General features: G+C 51.8%; 15 protein-coding genes and 1 pseudogene. 9 read left to right on the top strand and 7 right to left on the bottom strand.

Going from position 1 to position 18145, the window contains the following annotated elements; all coding sequences use genetic code 11:
- Positions 1-123: 123 nt before the first annotated feature.
- The 3 genes and pseudogenes from NSCA4_RS0110980 to NSCA4_RS13185 all read left to right on the top strand — a co-directional run bounded on the left by NSCA4_RS0110980 (position 124) and on the right by NSCA4_RS13185 (position 3506).
- Complete coding sequence (locus NSCA4_RS0110980) at positions 124-462, top strand: cupin domain-containing protein (RefSeq protein WP_016688167.1); 339 nt, start codon at positions 124-126, stop codon at positions 460-462.
- 150 nt (positions 463-612) lie between these two features.
- Positions 613-1725 carry an ABC transporter permease gene (locus NSCA4_RS0110975; protein WP_016688166.1) on the top strand — a complete coding sequence of 371 codons (1113 nt, stop codon included), beginning with the start codon at positions 613-615 and terminating at the stop codon, positions 1723-1725.
- A gap of 326 nt (positions 1726-2051) precedes the next feature.
- Positions 2052-3506 (top strand): annotated as a pseudogene (locus tag NSCA4_RS13185) (efflux transporter outer membrane subunit).
- A 52-nt stretch (positions 3507-3558) separates the two neighbouring features.
- On the opposite strand, the gene NSCA4_RS0110965 reads toward NSCA4_RS13185, so the two are convergent.
- On the bottom strand, positions 3559-4767 hold the full coding sequence (locus NSCA4_RS0110965; protein ID WP_016688163.1) for a uracil-xanthine permease family protein: 1209 nt from the start codon (positions 4765-4767) through the stop codon (positions 3559-3561).
- 595 nt (positions 4768-5362) lie between these two features.
- On the opposite strand from NSCA4_RS0110965, the gene NSCA4_RS0110960 reads away from it, so the two are divergent.
- From NSCA4_RS0110960 to NSCA4_RS0110955, 3 genes are all read left to right on the top strand, one after another.
- Positions 5363-5965, top strand: coding sequence for a hypothetical protein (locus tag NSCA4_RS0110960; RefSeq protein ID WP_141565480.1), 603 nt, complete (start codon positions 5363-5365; stop codon positions 5963-5965).
- A 76-nt stretch (positions 5966-6041) separates the two neighbouring features.
- Entirely contained in the window at positions 6042-6272 is a 231-nt protein-coding gene (locus NSCA4_RS15310) for a hypothetical protein (protein WP_141565479.1), read from the top strand.
- 276 nt (positions 6273-6548) lie between these two features.
- Positions 6549-7892, top strand: coding sequence for an aldehyde dehydrogenase family protein (locus NSCA4_RS0110955; RefSeq protein ID WP_016688161.1), 1344 nt, complete (start codon positions 6549-6551; stop codon positions 7890-7892).
- A gap of 392 nt (positions 7893-8284) precedes the next feature.
- On the opposite strand, the gene NSCA4_RS0110950 is transcribed toward NSCA4_RS0110955, so the two are convergent.
- From NSCA4_RS0110950 to NSCA4_RS0110935, 4 genes are all read right to left on the bottom strand, one after another.
- Positions 8285-9133: an RnfABCDGE type electron transport complex subunit B gene (locus tag NSCA4_RS0110950; RefSeq protein ID WP_016688160.1), complete on the bottom strand. Its 849-nt coding sequence runs from the start codon at positions 9131-9133 to the stop codon at positions 8285-8287.
- Positions 9134-9384: 251 nt separating this feature from the next.
- On the bottom strand, positions 9385-10146 hold the full coding sequence (locus NSCA4_RS0110945; RefSeq protein WP_016688159.1) for an endonuclease/exonuclease/phosphatase family protein: 762 nt from the start codon (positions 10144-10146) through the stop codon (positions 9385-9387).
- Between the two features lie 165 nt (positions 10147-10311).
- Positions 10312-11865: a glycosyltransferase family 2 protein gene (locus NSCA4_RS0110940; protein ID WP_016688158.1), complete on the bottom strand. Its 1554-nt coding sequence runs from the start codon at positions 11863-11865 to the stop codon at positions 10312-10314.
- A 48-nt stretch (positions 11866-11913) separates the two neighbouring features.
- Positions 11914-12873 (bottom strand): nucleoside hydrolase, encoded by a 960-nt coding sequence (locus tag NSCA4_RS0110935; RefSeq protein ID WP_016688157.1) that lies wholly within the window; start codon positions 12871-12873, stop codon positions 11914-11916.
- Between the two features lie 88 nt (positions 12874-12961).
- On the opposite strand from NSCA4_RS0110935, the gene NSCA4_RS0110930 reads away from it, so the two are divergent.
- Both NSCA4_RS0110930 and NSCA4_RS0110925 read left to right on the top strand, forming a co-directional pair.
- Positions 12962-13930, top strand: a complete 969-nt coding sequence (locus NSCA4_RS0110930; protein WP_016688156.1) for a tRNA dihydrouridine synthase — start codon at positions 12962-12964, stop codon at positions 13928-13930.
- Positions 13931-14359: 429 nt separating this feature from the next.
- Positions 14360-14578, top strand: a complete 219-nt coding sequence (locus NSCA4_RS0110925; RefSeq protein ID WP_016688155.1) for a tautomerase family protein — start codon at positions 14360-14362, stop codon at positions 14576-14578.
- A 205-nt stretch (positions 14579-14783) separates the two neighbouring features.
- Here the strand turns inward: NSCA4_RS0110925 and NSCA4_RS0110920 are convergent, their stop codons facing one another.
- Entirely contained in the window at positions 14784-15242 is a 459-nt protein-coding gene (locus NSCA4_RS0110920) for a c-type cytochrome (RefSeq protein ID WP_016688154.1), read from the bottom strand.
- Between the two features lie 126 nt (positions 15243-15368).
- Between NSCA4_RS0110920 and NSCA4_RS0110915 the strand changes: the two genes are divergently transcribed.
- The gene (locus NSCA4_RS0110915; protein ID WP_016688153.1) at positions 15369-16196 is read left to right on the top strand and encodes an SDR family oxidoreductase; all 828 of its coding nucleotides are present in this window, start codon (positions 15369-15371) and stop codon (positions 16194-16196) included.
- Between the two features lie 48 nt (positions 16197-16244).
- Here NSCA4_RS0110915 and uvrC read toward each other — a convergent pair whose 3' ends face one another.
- Positions 16245-18080: an excinuclease ABC subunit UvrC gene (gene uvrC / locus NSCA4_RS0110910; RefSeq protein WP_016688152.1), complete on the bottom strand. Its 1836-nt coding sequence runs from the start codon at positions 18078-18080 to the stop codon at positions 16245-16247.
- Positions 18081-18145 lie beyond the last annotated feature (65 nt).

The following is an 18145-nucleotide window of genomic DNA, read 5'->3' as shown; positions in this document are numbered from 1 at the left end:
ACCATCTGTACTGTCTGCGGCTTCGTCGCCTTGTCCTGATTTAAATTTAATTCACTATATATACTATGAAAACAGCCGTATGTTCTCAGTTTTTGAAAATGTAAAAATGGAAAAGGAGCGATGATGAAACAATATACCTTAGACCCCAAAGCCCTGTTGGGCGGTGTGATCAGCAGTGATGCCGATCAGGAAATCGTCCAGCTTTCTTTGCAGAAAGACAATGAAATTCCGCCCTATGAAGCCGATGCGATTATTTTGTTGATCGTGTTGAACGGTAGTGCGCAAATCTCGACGTCGTCTGAAACTTTACATACCGAAGGCCTGCAAATTGTCCGGCTCGAACCCGGCGAGACGCATAGCATCCGTGCGCTTGAAGATTATACGAATATCTTGGTAATCAAGCAGTTGACTTACGTTGCGGGCTTAAACAAAAAATTGCGTTTCGGAAAATGTTGCCTGTGAAAGTTTTTGCAGTATGGCGGTACTGTCGCGGTGAGTTTGATGATTTCCATAAAGAACCAGATAGTAGGCGATGTACTGTACAAAGGTCGTCTGAAGAACAGATAAAGTTTTCAGACGACCTTCATCCATAGCGTTTAAACAGGAATCCCCATGCGTACCCTGAAAAACATTCTGACCCTGATGCTCAAAGAGTTCCGCAGCGTGCTGACTGATCCGGTGCTGATGGTGCTGATTGTGTATATCTTTACCGCCACGATTTATCAGATGGCGCAGGTGGGCGCGGATTTGAAAAATGCCGCTGTCGGCATCATCGACCAAGACCGTTCGGTCTTGTCCATGCGCATCCGCGATGCCGTGCAGCATCCGTTTTTCAAACCGGTAGAGGACGTGCGGCGCGAAGATTCGGACGAATTGATGGACAAGGGCGAATTCACCTTTATTTTGGAAGTGCCGCCCAATTTTCAGCGCGACATGGCGGCGGGGCGCAATCCTGATTTGCAGCTTTTGGTTGATGCGACGTCGATGACGCAGGCGGGGGTGGGCGCGTCTTATCTTTCGCAAATTATCAACCGCGAAATTTACGAATTCACCGGCGTGACGCGGCCGGAGTTAATCAACCCCGTCATCAATACTTATTACAATCCCAACGGCGAAAGCGCGTGGTTCATGCCGACTTCGCAAATCGGCTCGATGTCGTGTATGTTGCTGATTTTATTGACGGGGGCGGCGGTTATCCGCGAACGCGAACGCGGCACAATCGAGCATCTGCTGGTGATGCCGGTCAATGCGTTCGAACTGATGATGGGCAAAGTGCTGGCAAATGCCGCCGTGATTTGGGTGGCGGCGTTGTCGTCGCTGTGGTTTATCGTGCATTTGAGCATAGGCGTGCCGCTCATCGGCTCGGTGCCGCTTTATGCGGTAGGGCTGGCGTTATTTTTGTTTTCGGTGGCGTCGCTGGGCATCATGATTGCCACGTTCGCATCGACGATGGGGCAGTTCGGAATGCTGATGCTGCCGGTGTATATCGTGATGAACCTGTTTGCCGGCGGCGCATCCCCGCGCAGCAACATGCCTTACGCGGCGCAACTGATCAGCGAATATTGGCCGCTGACGCAGTTCGTCAAATTTTCGCAGGACATCCTGTTCCGCGGCGCGGGGATTGAAATCGTGTGGGGGCATATGCTGATTATGGGCTGTATCGGCGTAGGATTCTTATGGCTGGCATTGTTGCGGTTTCAAGGGATGTTGGAGAGGCAGGGTTGATGAGGTCTTACCGCCGAGGATCGCTAAAAGCAAACCTGACGGTTCGCTGCCCTCTCCCTAGCCCTCTCCCACGGGGAAAGGGGATTGAGGATGCCGAAACCCAACCATGTTTTAGATTTTCTGCCAATTTGCCCCCTCTCCCCGTGGGAGAGGGTTAGGGAGAGGGTAGTAAGCCGCAGGCTTACATTTAGGTTTCTAGGTTTCGCAAAAAATCTTCTGAGAGGTCGTCGAAAGGTTGTCCGGTCAAGAGGCTGCACACTCTGAAAACGAGCGGAGCAAATTTTGCCAAAACGGAACGCTAAAACCTTTTCAAAAAGGAAAATACGATGAAATTCAATCAAATCCATTTACTGTGTGTTGCCGCAGTTTTAGCTATCGCCGCTTGTAAAAACACAGAAGTTCCGTTAAACAGTCAGGTTGAATTGCCCGAAACGTTTACGCAGGATGCGGCGGCGAAGGGCGATGCGGACATCGGGGCGTGGTGGCAGCAGTGGAACGATCCGGTGTTAAGCGGATTAATCGCGCAGGGTTTGGCGCAGGGGCATGATGTGAAAATCGCTGTCAGCCGTCTGAACGAAGCCCGTGCCGTGGCGGGAATGGTGCGTGCCGATTTGGGGCCGACCGTCGGGCTGAGCGGCAAGGCGATGGCGAATTACAGCCAAATGGATAACCCGCTCAACAGCAATGCCCGCGCGTTGCTCTCGCGTTATCCGCAGACTTCGTCCTTAAACGACGATACCATCGATTCTCAAAGTACCACCCTGTACGGCGGGTTGACCGCTTCGTGGGAGCCGGATATTTTCGGCAAGAAACGCAGCGATGCCGATGCCGCCCGTTATGCCGCACTCGGACAACAAGAGCTGGCATATGGCGCGCAAATGCTGGTGGCGGGCGATATTGCCGACAATTATTTCAAAGCGCGTGCGGCTCAAGGTCGTCTGAAAACCGCCGACCAAACCGTTGCCACCCTGCGGCGGATGGTGCGCTACATCGAGGGGCGGTTTAAGGCGGGACATGTCAGCGGCTATGAAGTGAACGAGGCGAAAGTGCAACTGACCGCAGCGGAAGCCAAACGCGCCATGATAGGGGCAGAATACGCCGCTTATGTGCGCAGTATCGCCGTGTTGACCGGCAACGTGCCGCAAACGTTTACGCTGCCTGAATCGTCTGTTGATGCGTTGGCGCGCCAACCCTCCGCACCAAGCGGGCAGACGCCGCAAGGCTTGCTGGAACGCCGACCCGATCTGCGCGCACAGGCGGCGCAAGTCAATGCCTATGCCGCCAAATTCGCCAGTGCCAAAGCCGATTTGCTGCCGCGCTTCACCATCAGCTTTATGGGTTAGGGCGGACGCATCGGTGTGGACGGCGACCGTTCGCTGACCGGCTGGGCAAGTTTGCTGTCGGTGGGTATACAGACGCCGCTGTTCACCAACGGCCGCATCAAAGCCAATATCAAAGCCGCCGATGCGCGTCTTCAGACGGCATTGCTGGAATACGATAAACGGCTCCTGACTGCGCTGGGCGAAGTGGATAGCGCATATCAAAGCGTGGAATCACTAAGCCGCCAAACCGAACTGCTGCAAACCGCCCATAATCAGGCAGCACGCCACGCGGCCGATACGGAAAAAATGTTCCGCAACGGCTACAAAACGCTGGATGTCGCCCTCAAAGCCCATATCGCTGAAGACCAAGTGCAGGAAAACCTGATTGCGGCGCGGCTGGCAAGGGCGCAGATGCTGGTGTCGCTGTATAAGGCATTGGGCGGCGGCTGGTCGAAATAAAGAAGCAAAAAGGTCGTCTGAAAAATTTCAGACGACCTTTTCAAGCTGATGACTATTGTTCTCTATCCGGCAACAGTATATTCAAAATAATGGCCAATATTGCGCACAAGCCCACTCCGGCAAAGCTCAACGTACCGATTTTGATGACCATGCCGCCGATACCTGTCGTCAACACAGAGCTGACGATAACCAGATTTTTAGGCAGCATCAAATCAACCTTCGCATCAATCAGCGTTTTCACACCCAAAGATGCAATCGTCCCGAACAAAAGCAGCATAATGCCGCCCATGACAGGCATCGGGATGGAAGCCAAAAACGCATTGAATTTACCGAAAAACGCCATTGCAATGGCAAAAATCGCCGCCCAAGTCATGATGACAGGATTACTGTTTTTCGTAATCATCACCGCGCCCGTAACCTCGCCGTAAGTCGTTACCGGCGGTCCGCCGATCAAACCGGCTACGCATACGCCCAAACCGTCGCCCGCCAGCGTCTTATCCAAACCCGGATCTTTCGTATAGTTTTGACCGGTAACATTTCCAATAGCCATAATACCGCCGATATGCTCGATGGCAGGTGCAATCGCCACTGGCAGCATAAACAGCGCAGCCTGCCAGTTGACTTGCGGCGTTTCAAAATGAGGCACTGCAAACCAAGGCGCATTGACGATGGCGGCAGTATCTACCAAGCCCATTATCAAAGCCAATGTGTAGCCCGAGGCCACACCGATCAAAATCGGCACCAGTTTCATCATGCGGCTGCCGAAAACCGACACCACGACCGTTACCGCAAAAGTAAAGCCCGACAAAATCAACGAGTCTGCATAATCAATTACCTGTTTGCCGTCAGCCTGCCCCATAGCCATACTGCTTGCCGCAGCGGCTACCGACAAACCGATGACCATAATCACCGGCCCGATGACTACCGGCGGCAGCAAGCGGTGAACCGCCGCCAGCCCGCGCCACCTGATTAAACCCGCGAATACAAAATACATAAAGCCGGCCGCAAACAGACCGAACATCGTTGAAGGCAGACCCCATTCACCAATCGAGTAAATAATCGGTGCGATAAAAGCAAATGAAGAACCCAAAAAAATCGGCACCTTACGCCGAGTAACCAATTGGAACAGCAACGTCCCAATCCCCGCGCCTAACAATGCCAGTGCAGGGTTCAACCCCGTCAGAAGCGGTACAAGCACCATCGCACCGAACGCCACAAACAAAATCTGCGCGCCCGAAACCGCCAATTTAAGCTGATTCATCCGAAACCTCGTATATTCGATTCAAACGGCGGGAATTATACTGTCTAGGCAGCCGGATGAACATTAATTTAACGCGGATTCAAGGTAAAACAGATTGGTAAAGATGGCAATGGGTGCAAGATGGGTAATCTGTTGTTTAGCAACAATACGCTTCGCAGATTGAGCTTTAGTAGCGGTTTCACACGAGCATTTGGTAAAAAATCAAAAGGCCGTCTGAAAACTTTCTTCAGACGACCTTTTGGATTTCTGCAGCTGGGTTTGCCGCACATCAAGCAAGAATCTTAGTCTAAGTTATCATTTATCAGGATAAAGGCACTGAGGATAAAGGCACCTGATACGGATAAAAACCGTCAGAAAACTGATAGGCAAATTCGGTGTTTAACCATAATTTAACTTTTGAAAAACCATCGTATTGAATACTATTAGCTACTTGAAACCTATAGGTCGTCTGAAAAGTTTTCAGACGACCTTTGATAGTATTTACAGTTGTAATGATACGTTTATCTGAGTTAAATACCGTTTATTTAAAATGGGTTGTAGGTTTATGGGAATGTGGTATTTTATTGGAAATTTTATTTTGAAGATGGATATTCTTGTGGAAAAAACAAAAGCCGTTCCCTTTAATCCTAAACAGATTTCTTTTTTCTTTTTCTTTTTCTCTATTCCATTTTTTATTGTCAGCTTCCAGGATTTAAAAAATTATAGTTATTATCTATATAATCAACCTAAATATAAAAGTTTGCATACTATTACTGGAGAAGTTATCCATGATGACCGCCCACCACCTGGAAAGTATAAAGAAAGATTGGATGGAATTTATATTAAAACAAAGAATAAAAACATAAATATTTACTGTGGTAATGTGAATAAGCTCCTAGTGGGGTATGGAGCTAGAGGTATAGGAGGAGTTTATGCGCCGGGTAGATGTGATTGGATTGCGGTAAAGCTAGAAAGGGAAGGTAAGTGCATATCAGATTCAAATAAAATATTTTGTGAAAATCCAAGAAACTTATATGGTTATAAAGTATATGCTAAAGTAGATGATAATATGACAATTTATGAGCTAAAGCTAAATGATAGTATTTTTTATACTTATGGAGAAATGGTTTCGCTTTATAGGGATAGATATATTGCAAATCTAAAATCAGATTTATCTTTTTGGTTTATTTTTTTATATTGTCTCTATTATTTTTTATAATTAGCCGTAATGATAAATATAAAAATCTTAGAGTTTTGTCAAGCAGTAAGTAACTAAAGATTAGGAGTTTGTTTCCATGTCAAGAGTTTCTGAAGCTATAAATATTGGTAATGGTGTCGTTAATGCGAGCAATATTGCAAGCAATAATCTTGTACTTCCCAATCAAGATAAATATACTAGTAAGGATTGGGTAAATGCGGCTGGTGCTACATATGGTTATTTAGACAATTTATTGCAAATTGGTGGGAAATCATTGCCATTTGCAAATTCGGCTGCTATTGGTTCTGCTTCCTATAATCTGTGTTGATGATGAAAGGTCGTCTGAAAACCTTGGAAACAGGGTTTCAGACGACCTTTATTATTTTTTAGGCTTATTTTAGATATTTCGATTACTTCTTAATGAGTGATTATCGAGTTACATAAATTCTTTTTCGTTCAGGCTGTCTATTTAGAAAGGACTGCATGGAGTTAACTAAGTTTGCTATATAATCGCGTTTCTTTGATGATGCACAAACGTCGTCTGAAAGAACATCTTTATTTTCAGACGACCTAAAATAAAACCGATATACAAAGGAGCCGAACCATGTTTCACAGCATCAATGCCTATACCGGCGAAACCCTTTGCTGCCGTCCAGCGCAGAGTTATGCCGAATTTGCACAAGAATTGACAGCGTTGAAGGTGCGCCGGCAGGCGTTTGCGCGGTTGGGCGTTACCGGACGGACTGCTTTGCTGCAAGCCTTTGCCGAGCGTTTGGCGCAAAACAAGGAGCGGCTTGCGGAAATGGTTTGTGAAGAAGTCGGACGCTGCCTGCATGAATGCCGTGCCGAACTGGATAAATCGGTCGAACTCATCCGATATTACGTCCGCCTTGCCCCTGAGTTGCTGGCGCATAAGACCATTGCCACGCAGGCGAGCCTCAGTCAGGTGCGTTTTGAGCCGTTGGGTGTTGTGCTTGCCGTCATGCCGTGGAACTATCCTGTTTGGCAGGTTTTGCGTTTTGCCATTCCTGCCCTGTGTGCGGGCAATGCTTGTGCCGTCAAACCTGCGCCCAGTGTTGCACGGGTCAGCGCGGCGTTGCTGGAACTGGTTTCAGACGACCTCCCGTTGATTGGTGCGTGGCTGGACAACGACGATACATTGAGAGCCATTGAAGACACCGATGCGATGGCGTTTACTGGTTCAACACAGACCGGCCGCCTGCTCGCCGCCCATGCGGGAATGCACCTCAAGAAAACCGTCCTCGAACTCGGCGGCAGCAACCCTTTTATCGTCATGCCCGATGCGGATATCGAACGCGCCGCTGCTGAAGCCTGTTATTCGCGTTTCCGCGACGCCGGTCAGTCTTGCAATGCCGCCAAACGAATCGTCGTTACTGAAGCCGTCGCCGACCGCTTTATCCCTTTGTTTCTTGCCGAATGCGCCAAACTGCAAACAGGCGATCCCAAAGACCCTGCGACCACACTCGCCCCGCTGCACCGTGAAGACTTGCGCGCAAACGTACACGCTCAAGTGCAGGACGCAGTCGCACACGGCGCAGAAGTTTTGACGGGCGGTTTTATTCCAGAAGGAAAGGGCTGGTTTTACCCTGCCACAGTGTTGGATAAGGTTAATCCCGACTGCCGCGTTTGGAATGAAGAGGTTTTCGGGCCGGTTGCCATGATTTTGCGGGCGAAGGACGAGGAACACGCTGTCGCCCTTGCCAACGATACGCCCTACGGATTGGGCGCCAGCATTTATACCGCCGATACACGTCGCGCTTGGGCGTTTGCCGAAAAAATCCAAGCAGGCTCGGTCTTTATCAACCGCCACACCAGTAGCGACCTGCGCCTACCCTTTGGCGGCGTCAAAGCCTCAGGTTACGGGCGGGAATTGTCTGAATTCGGGTTGTATGAATTTGTGAACGTGAAAACGTATTGGCAGAAATAAGGACGGATTGAAAAAGGTCGTCTGAAAACGCTGGAATTGTCTATGCTGCGTTTTCAGACGACCTTCTTTTTGTTGAAGCGGTAGTTTGTTTTTATCAATATTCTCCGTAGGAATGATGTATTTGGAAATTTCCGATTATTGAATAAGGATTTTCATCTGCACTGGAATGACGGAATCTTTTTTATAGTGGATTAACTTTCAACCAGTACGGCGTTGCCTCGCCTTAGCTCAAAGAGAACGATTCTCTAAGGTGCTGAAGCACCAAGTGAATCGGTTCCGTACTATCTGTACTGTCTGCGGCTTCGTCGCCTTGTCCTGATTTAAAGTTAATCCACTATATAAAGTCGTCTGAAAACCTATTTCAGACGACCTTCAAAGTCTCTTCACCAAAATCACCGTATTTCTTTGGCTGCTTCCTGCTCCGCTTTATAACGGCGCAGATAGGCAAGTGCGGCGGCTTTTTCTTCTTCGTTGCCATATTTGACATCACGCTGGGCGCGGCGTAATTCGGCGCGTTCTTTGGCTTCTTCGATTTGTCGGTTTTTGAAGGCTTCACGGTTGTCGGATGCAACCAGTTTGTCTTGTTGGGATTGGGCTTTCGCCATGGCTTTGGCAATCAAATCCATGGGATTGAAGGCAGGTTTGGCGGCAGCTTGGGTTTCGGCTTGAATTTGTGCCTGTTTGGCTTTAACAGCGGCTTCGCGCTCGGCAAGCATGGCTTTGCGTTCCGCCTCATCGCGTGCTTTGCGCTCCGTGTGCCAATCAAAGCGGCTTTGCGCGTGTTCGGCGGCGGCGAAACGTGCTTCGGAAGAGCGGCTCAGGCTGCGCGCGGCGGGGAGATAGTCGTGTTCGGAAGGTATCATGTCGATACAATCCACCGGACAAGGTGGGAGGCAGAGTCCGCAGCCTGTGCATTCGTCGCTGATGACGGTGTGCATGAACTTGCTTGCGCCCATAATCGCATCGACAGGACAAGCGCGGATGCAGGCGGTACAGCCGATACAGGCGGCTTCGTCTATCAAGGCGACAGCTTTGGGCTGGATTTTGACGGGCGCGACGCGCGGCTTGCCCAATAAGGAGGCAATATCCACCATCACCGCTTCTCCACCGGGCGCGCACAGATTAACAGGCGCATCTTCGTGCAGCAAAGCTTGTGCATAAGGCAGGCAGCCTTGATAGCCGCATTCTCGGCACTGGGTTTGCGGCAGCAGGCGGTTGATGGCTTGAAGGTCGGTCGGCATGGCAGATAGAGTCAAAATCGAAAAGGCGTATTTTATCGGGAAACGAAGTGTAGGGAAATAAAGGGGTTGAAAATACAAGAGATTCTTCTATCGTTTTACATCAAATTCAGGTAGGAACGACGGAATTTAAATGATGGTATAAATATCCTGTATTTGAACCTCATACGGTGTGGCGGGTAGGAGCGTGGATATGGAAGGTCGTCTGAAATTCCCGATTTCAGGTTTTCAGACGACCTTTGTCGTTGGAACGGTCAAGGCAGTTTGGGTCTGACTTTGACGCTTAAGGGCAAGTGGTCGGAGAGGCGTTGCCAGTTTTTGCCGTTGTGGATTTGGGAGTCTAAGACTTCCAGGTTGCGGGTATAGACGCGGTCGAGGCTGAGGACGGGCAGGCGGGCGGGGAAGGTTTTGGGGCGTTTGCCGTTGCTGTCGACGAATACTTCGTTCAGGTTCAGGGCGTTACCCAAGGACAGGGCGGATTTTTGCCGCCAGTCGTTGAAGTCGCCGGCGAGAATCAGCGGGCTTTGCGGGTCGATGTGATGCACGACGTATTCGAAGATGGCGCGGTATTGTTTGGCGCGGTCGGGTTCGCGCAGGTTGAGATGGGCGCACAGGCAGACGAGCGGGATGTCCCAGCCTTCGGGCAGGACTTCGCAATGGAGTACGCCGCGCTGTTCGAGTTTGTTGACGCTGATGTTGAGGTTGTGGCGGGTTTCCAGCGGCAGGCGGCTGAGGATGGCGTTGCCGTGATGGCGCTGCGGGTAAACGGCGTTTTTGCCGTAGCTGCGGTTGTAGGAAAGGCGGTCGCCGAGGATGTCGTAATGCGGTTGTTCGGGGAAGTCGGGCAGCCTGTTGCTGCGCATCAGGTGTTGACCTTGCACTTCTTGTAAAAACAGGACATCCGAGCCTATGCCGCGCAGCTCTTCCGCCATGCTGTCCACTTGGACTTTGCGGTTGAGCGCGGACATGCCTTTGTGCATGTTGTATGAGGTGATGGTAATCGGGCGGGGGGACATGATGTGTAACCGTAGTGTGTGAATCGTTTGTCGTTGTATTAATAGTATAGCACTGCAAGTGTTTGGTTTCAGTAAAGATTTGATGGGCTGGCGGCTGCTTGAAGGTAAAACGTCGTCTGAAAGGTTTCAGACGACGTTTGAGGGGGGAAACACACGCAAAACGGTTTATTTTATGAACTCGTCCATGCCATGTTCGCAGCGGATTTTTTGTTCGGACAGCGTAGCTTTGAGCAGGGCGTCGTTTTGCGGCAGGGCGTCGCGTTCGGCTTCGTGGTGCCAGAGGTGGTAGGCGATGCCGGCGAATTTGAGGTTGTGGCGTTTCATGCCGTTATGGAAGAGGCGGGCGACGAATTCGCTGTCTTCGCGCCCCCAGCCGACGAAACGGTTGTCGAAGCCGTTGACGGCAAGCGCATCGCTGCGGAAAAAGCCCATGTTGCAGGTTTTGATGCCTTTGTGTTTGCGGCTGCTTTGTCTGCCGATCAGGGCGGACAGGCTGCGGCAGCGCAGGGCGGAGAGGCGTTTTTCTATGCCTTGGCTGAACACGGACAAATCGGGCAATTCGCCGGAATCTAAAATTTCTTCGGTACGCGCTTGGGTCAGGATGACGCGCGAACCTTGTACCAGCCTGCCTTTGCGTGCGAGTTTGAGGTGGTCGGCGACGAAGGACGGGTCGAGTATCATGTCGCCGTCGATGAGGATGATGTAGTCGCTTTTTGCCTGCGCCAGCGCGCGGTTGCGCGATTCGGCGGCGCGGAAGCCGTCGTCTGGCCGCCAAGAATGTTTGACGGGGATGTCAGTGTGGCTGCGGATGAACTCGACGACTTCGGCGGTGTCTTGGCGCGAACCGTCGTCGGCGACGATGATTTCGTCGGGCCGGCGGGTTTGCGCGAGCGCGGATTTTAAAACCAGCTCCAGCGCGTCGGGACGGTTGTAGGTGGTTACAATCAGGGCGACGCTAATATTGCGGTTGCGCTCGTAAAGTTTGACATATTTGTAGTACGAACCTTGCGCATTGGCGATGGAAATGGTCAAGCCATCCGCGCCGTAGGCGAAACCGCGTTTGAGCAGGTAGTTTTTGACAAACGATACGCTGCCGTGCAGCAAGGCTTTGAAGGGTGAGCTGTCTTTTTTGTAGCGGTTTTCTTCGGCGTAGAGCGAGCTGTATTGCTGCATTTTCTGAATCAGCCCTTCGGCGTTTTCGAAGGAATAGTGTTTCAGACGACCTTCGAGCGGACGGATGTTTGCATCGGGCGGCAAGATCAGCGATTCATGCACCTGACGGTCGGAAAAACGGGTAAACCGGCGGTGGTAAAGGCGCGGGATAATGTCGGGATACCAGCCGCAGGCTTTGATCAGGCGGCCGTTGTAGTGGTTCAGGCGCGAGAGCGAGAAGATGTTTTGTTCTTTGTTTTCCGCCACGGCTTTGCGGATGGCGGCAATCAGTTCGCCATCTGCCACTTCGTCGCTGTCTATGCTGAATATCCAATTGTTTTGCGCGAGGCGGGCGGCGAGGTTTTTCATCGGTCCGAAGCCGATGAAGTCGTATTTGTAATAACTGACGTTGGTGAAGCGTTCGGCGATTTCAAAGGTGCGGTCGGTCGAGCCGTTGTCGAGCAGCAAAACTTCGTCGAAGTCTTGAAGCGCGGTCAATACTTCGGTCAGATAACGTTCCGAGTTTTTGACCAACATGGCTGCTGTGGCGGGAATTTTCGGGTTCATGATGAGGTCGTCTGAAAAGGGGTCGTCTGAAAAATCAAAATCGGGAAATCAAGGCAGTTCGGCAATGGCGGCGGTCAGTTCTTCAAACATACGGTCGGCATCGACTTCGGTTATCCAAAGCGCATTGGGCGTTTTGCCGGTCGTTCCGTGCCAATCGACGGCGCACGCGCCGGTGGACAGTCCGCTTTGCGTCTCCACATCCACGCGGCACATCCTGCCTGAAAACAATTCGGGGAACACGGCGCAGATGACGGCGCAAGGGTCGTGTAGCGGACCGCCTTCCAAGCCAAACTGCTGAATGTCGAAACGTTCGTAACTTTGCAAAATATCCGCCAAACGGCTGCCGTTGGCGTTTTTCAGACGACGTAAGCGGTTCATGCGTTTGGAAGTGATTTGTGCCTTATGTGTAACGTCCAGCGGCAAAACCGTAATCGGTGCACCGCTTTGCAACACGATTTGCGCCGCGTGCGGGTCGGTGAAGAAATTGAATTCGGCGGCTGGCGTCATGTTGCCTGCTTCAAAATAATTGCCGCCCATCAAGACGATGCGTTTGATGGCGCGGACGGCTTCCGGCGCGATGCTCAACGCCAGCGCGATATTGGTCAGCGGACCTATCGGACACAAGGTAATCGAAGCGTCTTCGGCGCGGCTCAAAGTTTCCACCAAATACGCAACCGCGTGTTGCTTTTGCAAAGGACAGCGTGGCTCGTGCAGCGCCGTACCGTCCAAGCCCGTTTTGCCGTGTACCGCTTCCGCCGTTTCCAACTCGCGCAATAAAGGCTTGACTGCGCCGGCGTAAACAGGGAAATCTTCCTCGCCCGCCCAGTCGCAAACGATGCGCGCGTTTTTTGCCGTCAAATCCATACCGACATTGCCGGCGACGACGGTCATGCCCAAAAAATCGACCAAGCCGCGCCGTGCCAGACCGTGTGCCGCCAAAATGGCTGCGGCATCGTCCTGCCCGGGGTCGGTATCGATAATCAAACGGATTTTTTCGTTCATCGCCATCGCTTGCGCCGTCTATGTGGAAAGCGTGTATTTTAACCGATATACCGCTACAATACGCATTTCCTTTTTTCAGACGACCTCCTCCGATATGCAGCTTATCCTTGCGCCCATGCAGGGGCTGGTGGACGATGTGATGCGCGATTTGCTGACCCGTATCGGCGGCTACGACGAATGCGTCAGCGAGTTCGTCCGCATTACACACACCGTCCATTCCCGTTCCACCTGGCTCAAATACGCCCCCGAAATCGCCAATGGCAACAAGACCCCCGCAGGCACGCCCTGTACCGTCCAGCTTTTGGGCAGCGACGCCGACAATATGGCGGTCAATGCCTTGGAAGCCGTCCGCTTCGGCGCGGACAAAATCGACCTCAATTTTGGCTGCCCCGCGCCGACGGTCAACAAACACAAAGGCGGCGCCGTCCTGCTCAAAGAGCCCGCCCTCATCCACCATATCGTCAAAACCCTGCGCCAACGCCTGCCCGAACACATCCCGCTCACCGGTAAAATGCGGCTCGGCTACGAAGACAAAAGTCTCGCGCTCGAATGCGCCGCCGCCATTGCCGAAGGCGGAGCCTGCGCCCTGACCGTACACGCCCGCACCAAAGTCGAAGGCTACGAACCGCCCGCGCATTGGGAATGGATACGCAAAATCCGCGAACACGTCGCCATCCCCGTAACCGCCAACGGCGACGTGTTCAGCCTCAAAGACTATATCGATATTAAAGAGATGACGGGCTGCAACAGTGTCATGCTCGGCCGCGGCGCCGTCATCCGCCCCGATTTGGCGCGTCAAATCAAACAATACGAAAACGGCGAAACCGTCCGCGATACCGATTTCGCCGAAGTTTCGACGTGGATAAATCAATTTTTCCACTTGTGTCTCACTAAAGAAGCGAACAACAAATATCCCGTCGCCCGTCTGAAACAATGGCTGGGCATGATGAAGAAAGAGTTTGGAGAAGCGCAGGAACTGTTTGACGCGGTAAGGGCGGTCAAAGACGCAGAAGAAGTCGCGCGGATTTTGGCGGCATTTGAAGACAAGATGAATGCCGGATAATGATGAGGTCGTCTGAAAGTTTTCAGACGACCTTTAAGCCCATCGCCTAAGGCGGAATATAGTGGATTAAAATAAAAATGAGACAAGGCGGCAACGCCCGCCGTGTACGGGTAGTACATAAGGGCGTTGGCAACGCCGTATCATTGCAATTTTAATCCACTATAAAATAAAAACAGGACGTTTCTAAGCCGTTAAGTGGATTAACAAAAATCAGGACAAGGCGACGAAGCCGCAGACAGTACAGATAGTACGGAACCGATTCACTTGGTGCTTCAGCACCTTAGAGAATCGTTCTCTTTGAGCTAAGGCGAGGCAACGCCGTACTGGTTTAAAGTTAATCCACTATATTTCTCTTCCTGCGCAGGCGGGAGCAAGAAGCACGGAATGAATCGGGTTATTTGAATTTACTACATCTTAGAAAGGACAATGATGCCTTACGTCAATATCAAGGTAACGGGCGGTAGCGAGGCTCCGAGTGCCGAACAGAAAGCCGAGCTTATCCATGGCGTTACCGAGTTGCTTGCCCGTGTATTGAATAAAAATCCGCAGACCACGGTCGTCGTCATTGACGAAGTGGATATGGATAACTGGGGTATCGGGGGCGAGAGCATTACCGTGCGCCGCGCCAAATCGCAAAAATCAGGATAAGCGCGCCTTGTCGGGAATGGGTAGCGTCATCGGCTTGCGTCTGCGTGAAAAAGAGAAATGACAACGGTACAAAAAGCCGGTTTGGGATACTTGTCCGCAATGTTCGGATATGACTTTTTTCCTATTCATCGAAACTCAAATCGAAACTCAAAAGGTCGTCTGAAACCGGATTTCAGACGACCTTTTTGTGTTTCTGCGCAGCGGTTTATTCTTCCGGAGCGCGGAAGGTGTCGTGGCAGGATTTGCAGCTTGCGCCGGTTTCGCTGTAAGCGGCTTTGATTTCTTCCAGCTTGCCGGTTTGTGCGGCGGCATTCAGTTTCTCAACGGCAGCGGCGAATTTGTCTTCTTCGGCTTTGAATTTAGCCGCATCAGACCAAACCGCAGGCAGGGCGCGGCCGTTGCCTTTGTCGTCAGATTGGAAGAAAGTGAAAGGTTTTTTGCTGGTTTCGGCAAAAGTTGCCGCAGCCTGCTTGAATTTCTCTACGTCGTAAGGCTCTTCGCCTTTTACCATTTTGCCCATGCCGGAGAACTCGGGCATCATGGCTTTGAACGCAGTGGTACGGTCTTCGGAGATCGGGCCTTTGGGTTGCGCAGGCGCGCCGCCACCGCAGGCGGAAAGAGTCAGGGCAGCGAGCAGGGCTGCTGAGAAGAGTTTGGTATTCATGGCTTTTGTGTCCTGTGATAGTATTTTGTTATTCATATTTTTCAGACGACGTCCGAAGAGGTCGTCTGAAAAGTTGCAATCATACCTGAAATGGGTTTACAAAACGAGAAAAGAAAGGAAATAGTTATGGCGATTTTGGTTACCGGCGCGTCGGCAGGTTTCGGTGAGGCGATGTGCCGCACGTTTGCTCAGGCAGGTTATTTCGTTATCGGTGCGGCGCGGCGTGGCGAGAAACTGCAGGCATTGGCGGCTGAGTTGGGCGAGCGGTTTTATCCTTTGGAAATGGACGTTTCGCGTACCGAGTCGATACGCAACGCACTCGACAGCCTGCCTGAAAATTTTGCCGAAATCGATTGCCTGATTAACAACGCCGGATTGGCTTTGGGTTTGGAAACAGCAGACAAAGCAGATTTCAGCGATTGGGAAACCATGATTCAAACGAACATCGTCGGTTTGACTTTCCTGACGCGTCAAATCCTGCCGCAAATGGCAGAGCGTAAACTAGGCTATATCATGAATCTGGGTTCGATTGCCGGCAGCTATGCCTACGAGGGCAGCAACGTTTACGGCGCGACCAAAGCGTTTGTGCGTCAGTTCAGCATGAACCTGCGCGCGGAATTGGCGGATAAAAACATCCGCGTCACCAACATCGAGCCGGGTTTGTGCGGCGGTACCGAGTTTTCCAACGTCCGCTTTAAGGGCGATGACGGGCGGGCGGAGAAGGTTTATGAAAATGTTGAATCCATTCAGCCGCAAGACATTGCGGATACGGTTTTGTGGCTCTATCAGCGTCCGGCGCACATGAACGTCAACTCCATCGAAATCATGCCTGTCGCACAAACGTTTGCCGGTATGAAAGTGATCCGCAATGCTCCGTCCGTTCCCGTGTTAAGCGAGAATTTTGAGAAACAAAGCATGTCTCTGTTTGCACGTATTAAGTCTTGGTTTAAATAGGGTTTGGAAAGAAGAAAGGTCGGCGGATTCGCATTTGAATTGCATCTTTCAATGCAGATGCTCGTAAATAGTTTCCGCCAATGCCTTGCTGATGCCTTCGACTTGTTCCAAATCTTCTTTGCTGGCGGCAACGACACCGCGCAGGCCGCCGAAGCGGGTGAGCAGGGCTTGGCGGCGTTTGCTGCCTACGCCGGGGATGTCGCTGAGGGAAGAGGTAACGCGGGCTTTGTCGCGTTTTTTGCGGTGCCCCGTGATGGCGAAACGGTGCGATTCGTCGCGCACGGTTTGCAGGAGGTGCAGGGCGGGGCTGTGCGGGGGCAGGCGGAAGGTTTCGCCGGTGAACGGGAGGATGAGTTCTTCCATGCCGGCTTTGCGTTCGGGGCCTTTGGCGATGCCGACCAAGGGGATGTGCAGACCGAGTTCCTCCCATACGGATACGGCGATGCCGATTTGTCCTTTGCCGCCGTCAATCAATACGACATCGGGCCATTTGACGGCCTCGCCGTTGGCTTCGGCTTCCTGCATTTTGCCGTAGCGGCGGGTGAGGACTTCGCGCATGGCGGCGTAGTCGTCGCCGGGTTTGGCGGTGGTGATGTTGTAGCGGCGGTATTGCGAGGGTTGGATGTTTTGTTCGTCGTACACGACGCAGGAGGCGATGGTGGCTTCGCCTTGAGTGTGGCTGATGTCGAAGCATTCGAGGCGGTTGAGGTCGTCTGAATTCATGTTCAGGATTTTTGCCAACTCGTCGATGCGGTGTTGCTGGCTGCTTTGTTGCAGGCGGCGTTGGGCAATCGCCATTTGTGCGTTTTGTTCCGCCATTTTCAGCCAGACTTTGCGTTCGCCTATGGTTTTGGTCACGAACTGCATTTGTTTGCCGTGTTCGCCCTCTAGGGCTTCTTTCAATGCGTCGGGGACGGGGAAGTTGCTAATGATGATGTCGGGTTTGCTTTTGCCCAGATAGTGTTGGGCAACGAAGGCTTCGGCGTAGTCTTGTCCGTTTGGTTCGGGGTCGTTTTTGGTGTCGGGGAAGAAGCTTTTGTCGCCGACGTGCCGCCCGCCGCGTATGCTGACCCAGTGTACGCAGACAAGGCCGTCTGAAACGGCGAGCGCAAGCAGGTCGATGTCGTTGGGGTTGTTCGGGTTTTTGCTGTCGATGAACTGGTTACTCTGCATGATGCCGAGTGCCTGGATTTGGTCTCGGTAACGGGCGGCTTCTTCAAATTGCAGGTTGGCGGCGGCGGTCTGCATTTTGTGTTGCAGGGTGCGGGTCAGTTCGTCGGTTTTGCCGTTGAGGAAAGTGGCGGCTTGGCGCACGCTGTCGCGATAGTCTTCTTCGCTGATGTGTCCGACGCAGGGCGCGGTGCAGCGTTTGATTTGGTAAAGCAGACAAGGGCGGTCGCGGTGTTCGAACACGCTGTCTTCGCAGGTGCGCAGCATGAAGACTTTTTGCAGGACTTGGATGCTGTCACGCACGGCATTGCTGTTGGGATAGGGGCCGAAGTATTGGTTCGGCTTTTTCAGCGTGCCGCGGTAATACGCCATCTGCGGATATTGATGTCCGCTGAGCATGAGATAGGGATAGCTTTTGTCATCGCGGAAAAGGATATTGTATTTGGGCGACAGGGCTTTGATGAAGTTGTTTTCAAGAATCAGCGCTTCGGCTTCGGAACGGGTGATGGTGGTTTCGATATGATGAACCTGTTTCACCATCAATGCGATGCGTGGGGAATGGTCGTTTTTCTGGAAATAGCCGGACACGCGACGCTTGAGGTTGACCGCTTTGCCGACGTATAAGACGTTGCCGCCTTCGTCGAAAAAACGGTACACGCCGGGCAGATTGGGCAGATTTTTAAGGAAAAGGGGGATGTCGAAGTCCGTAGTCATGGGGCGGATGGTAGTATGGGGGCTGGAAAGTCGGAATTATAGGGGAAACTGTATTTCGGGAATAT

Origin of the sequence: Neisseria sicca 4320 (assembly GCF_000193735.1) — a bacterium.
Classification (GTDB): Bacteria; Pseudomonadota; Gammaproteobacteria; order Burkholderiales; family Neisseriaceae; genus Neisseria; species Neisseria sicca_E.
The sequence above is the reverse complement of the archived record's forward strand: the minus strand, read 5'-3'. Positions and strand labels throughout refer to the sequence as shown.

Excerpts from the sequence above, each read along its gene's own strand:
- NSCA4_RS0110930 (WP_016688156.1), top strand. The coding sequence starts at position 12,962 with ATGCAGCTTATCCTTGCGCCCATGCAGGGGCTGGTGGACGATGTGATG.
- NSCA4_RS0110935 (WP_016688157.1), bottom strand. The coding sequence starts at position 12,873 with ATGGCGATGAACGAAAAAATCCGTTTGATTATCGATACCGACCCCGGG.
- uvrC (WP_016688152.1), bottom strand. The coding sequence starts at position 18,080 with ATGACTACGGACTTCGACATCCCCCTTTTCCTTAAAAATCTGCCCAAT.
- NSCA4_RS0110945 (WP_016688159.1), bottom strand. The coding sequence starts at position 10,146 with ATGTCCCCCCGCCCGATTACCATCACCTCATACAACATGCACAAAGGC.
- NSCA4_RS0110965 (WP_016688163.1), bottom strand. The coding sequence starts at position 4,767 with ATGAATCAGCTTAAATTGGCGGTTTCGGGCGCGCAGATTTTGTTTGTG.
- NSCA4_RS0110940 (WP_016688158.1), bottom strand. The coding sequence starts at position 11,865 with ATGAACCCGAAAATTCCCGCCACAGCAGCCATGTTGGTCAAAAACTCG.
- NSCA4_RS0110925 (WP_016688155.1), top strand. The coding sequence starts at position 14,360 with ATGCCTTACGTCAATATCAAGGTAACGGGCGGTAGCGAGGCTCCGAGT.
- NSCA4_RS0110920 (WP_016688154.1), bottom strand. The coding sequence starts at position 15,242 with ATGAATACCAAACTCTTCTCAGCAGCCCTGCTCGCTGCCCTGACTCTT.
- NSCA4_RS0110975 (WP_016688166.1), top strand. The coding sequence starts at position 613 with ATGCGTACCCTGAAAAACATTCTGACCCTGATGCTCAAAGAGTTCCGC.
- NSCA4_RS0110915 (WP_016688153.1), top strand. The coding sequence starts at position 15,369 with ATGGCGATTTTGGTTACCGGCGCGTCGGCAGGTTTCGGTGAGGCGATG.
- NSCA4_RS0110955 (WP_016688161.1), top strand. The coding sequence starts at position 6,549 with ATGTTTCACAGCATCAATGCCTATACCGGCGAAACCCTTTGCTGCCGT.
- NSCA4_RS15310 (WP_141565479.1), top strand. The coding sequence starts at position 6,042 with ATGTCAAGAGTTTCTGAAGCTATAAATATTGGTAATGGTGTCGTTAAT.
- NSCA4_RS0110950 (WP_016688160.1), bottom strand. The coding sequence starts at position 9,133 with ATGCCGACCGACCTTCAAGCCATCAACCGCCTGCTGCCGCAAACCCAG.
- NSCA4_RS0110980 (WP_016688167.1), top strand. The coding sequence starts at position 124 with ATGAAACAATATACCTTAGACCCCAAAGCCCTGTTGGGCGGTGTGATC.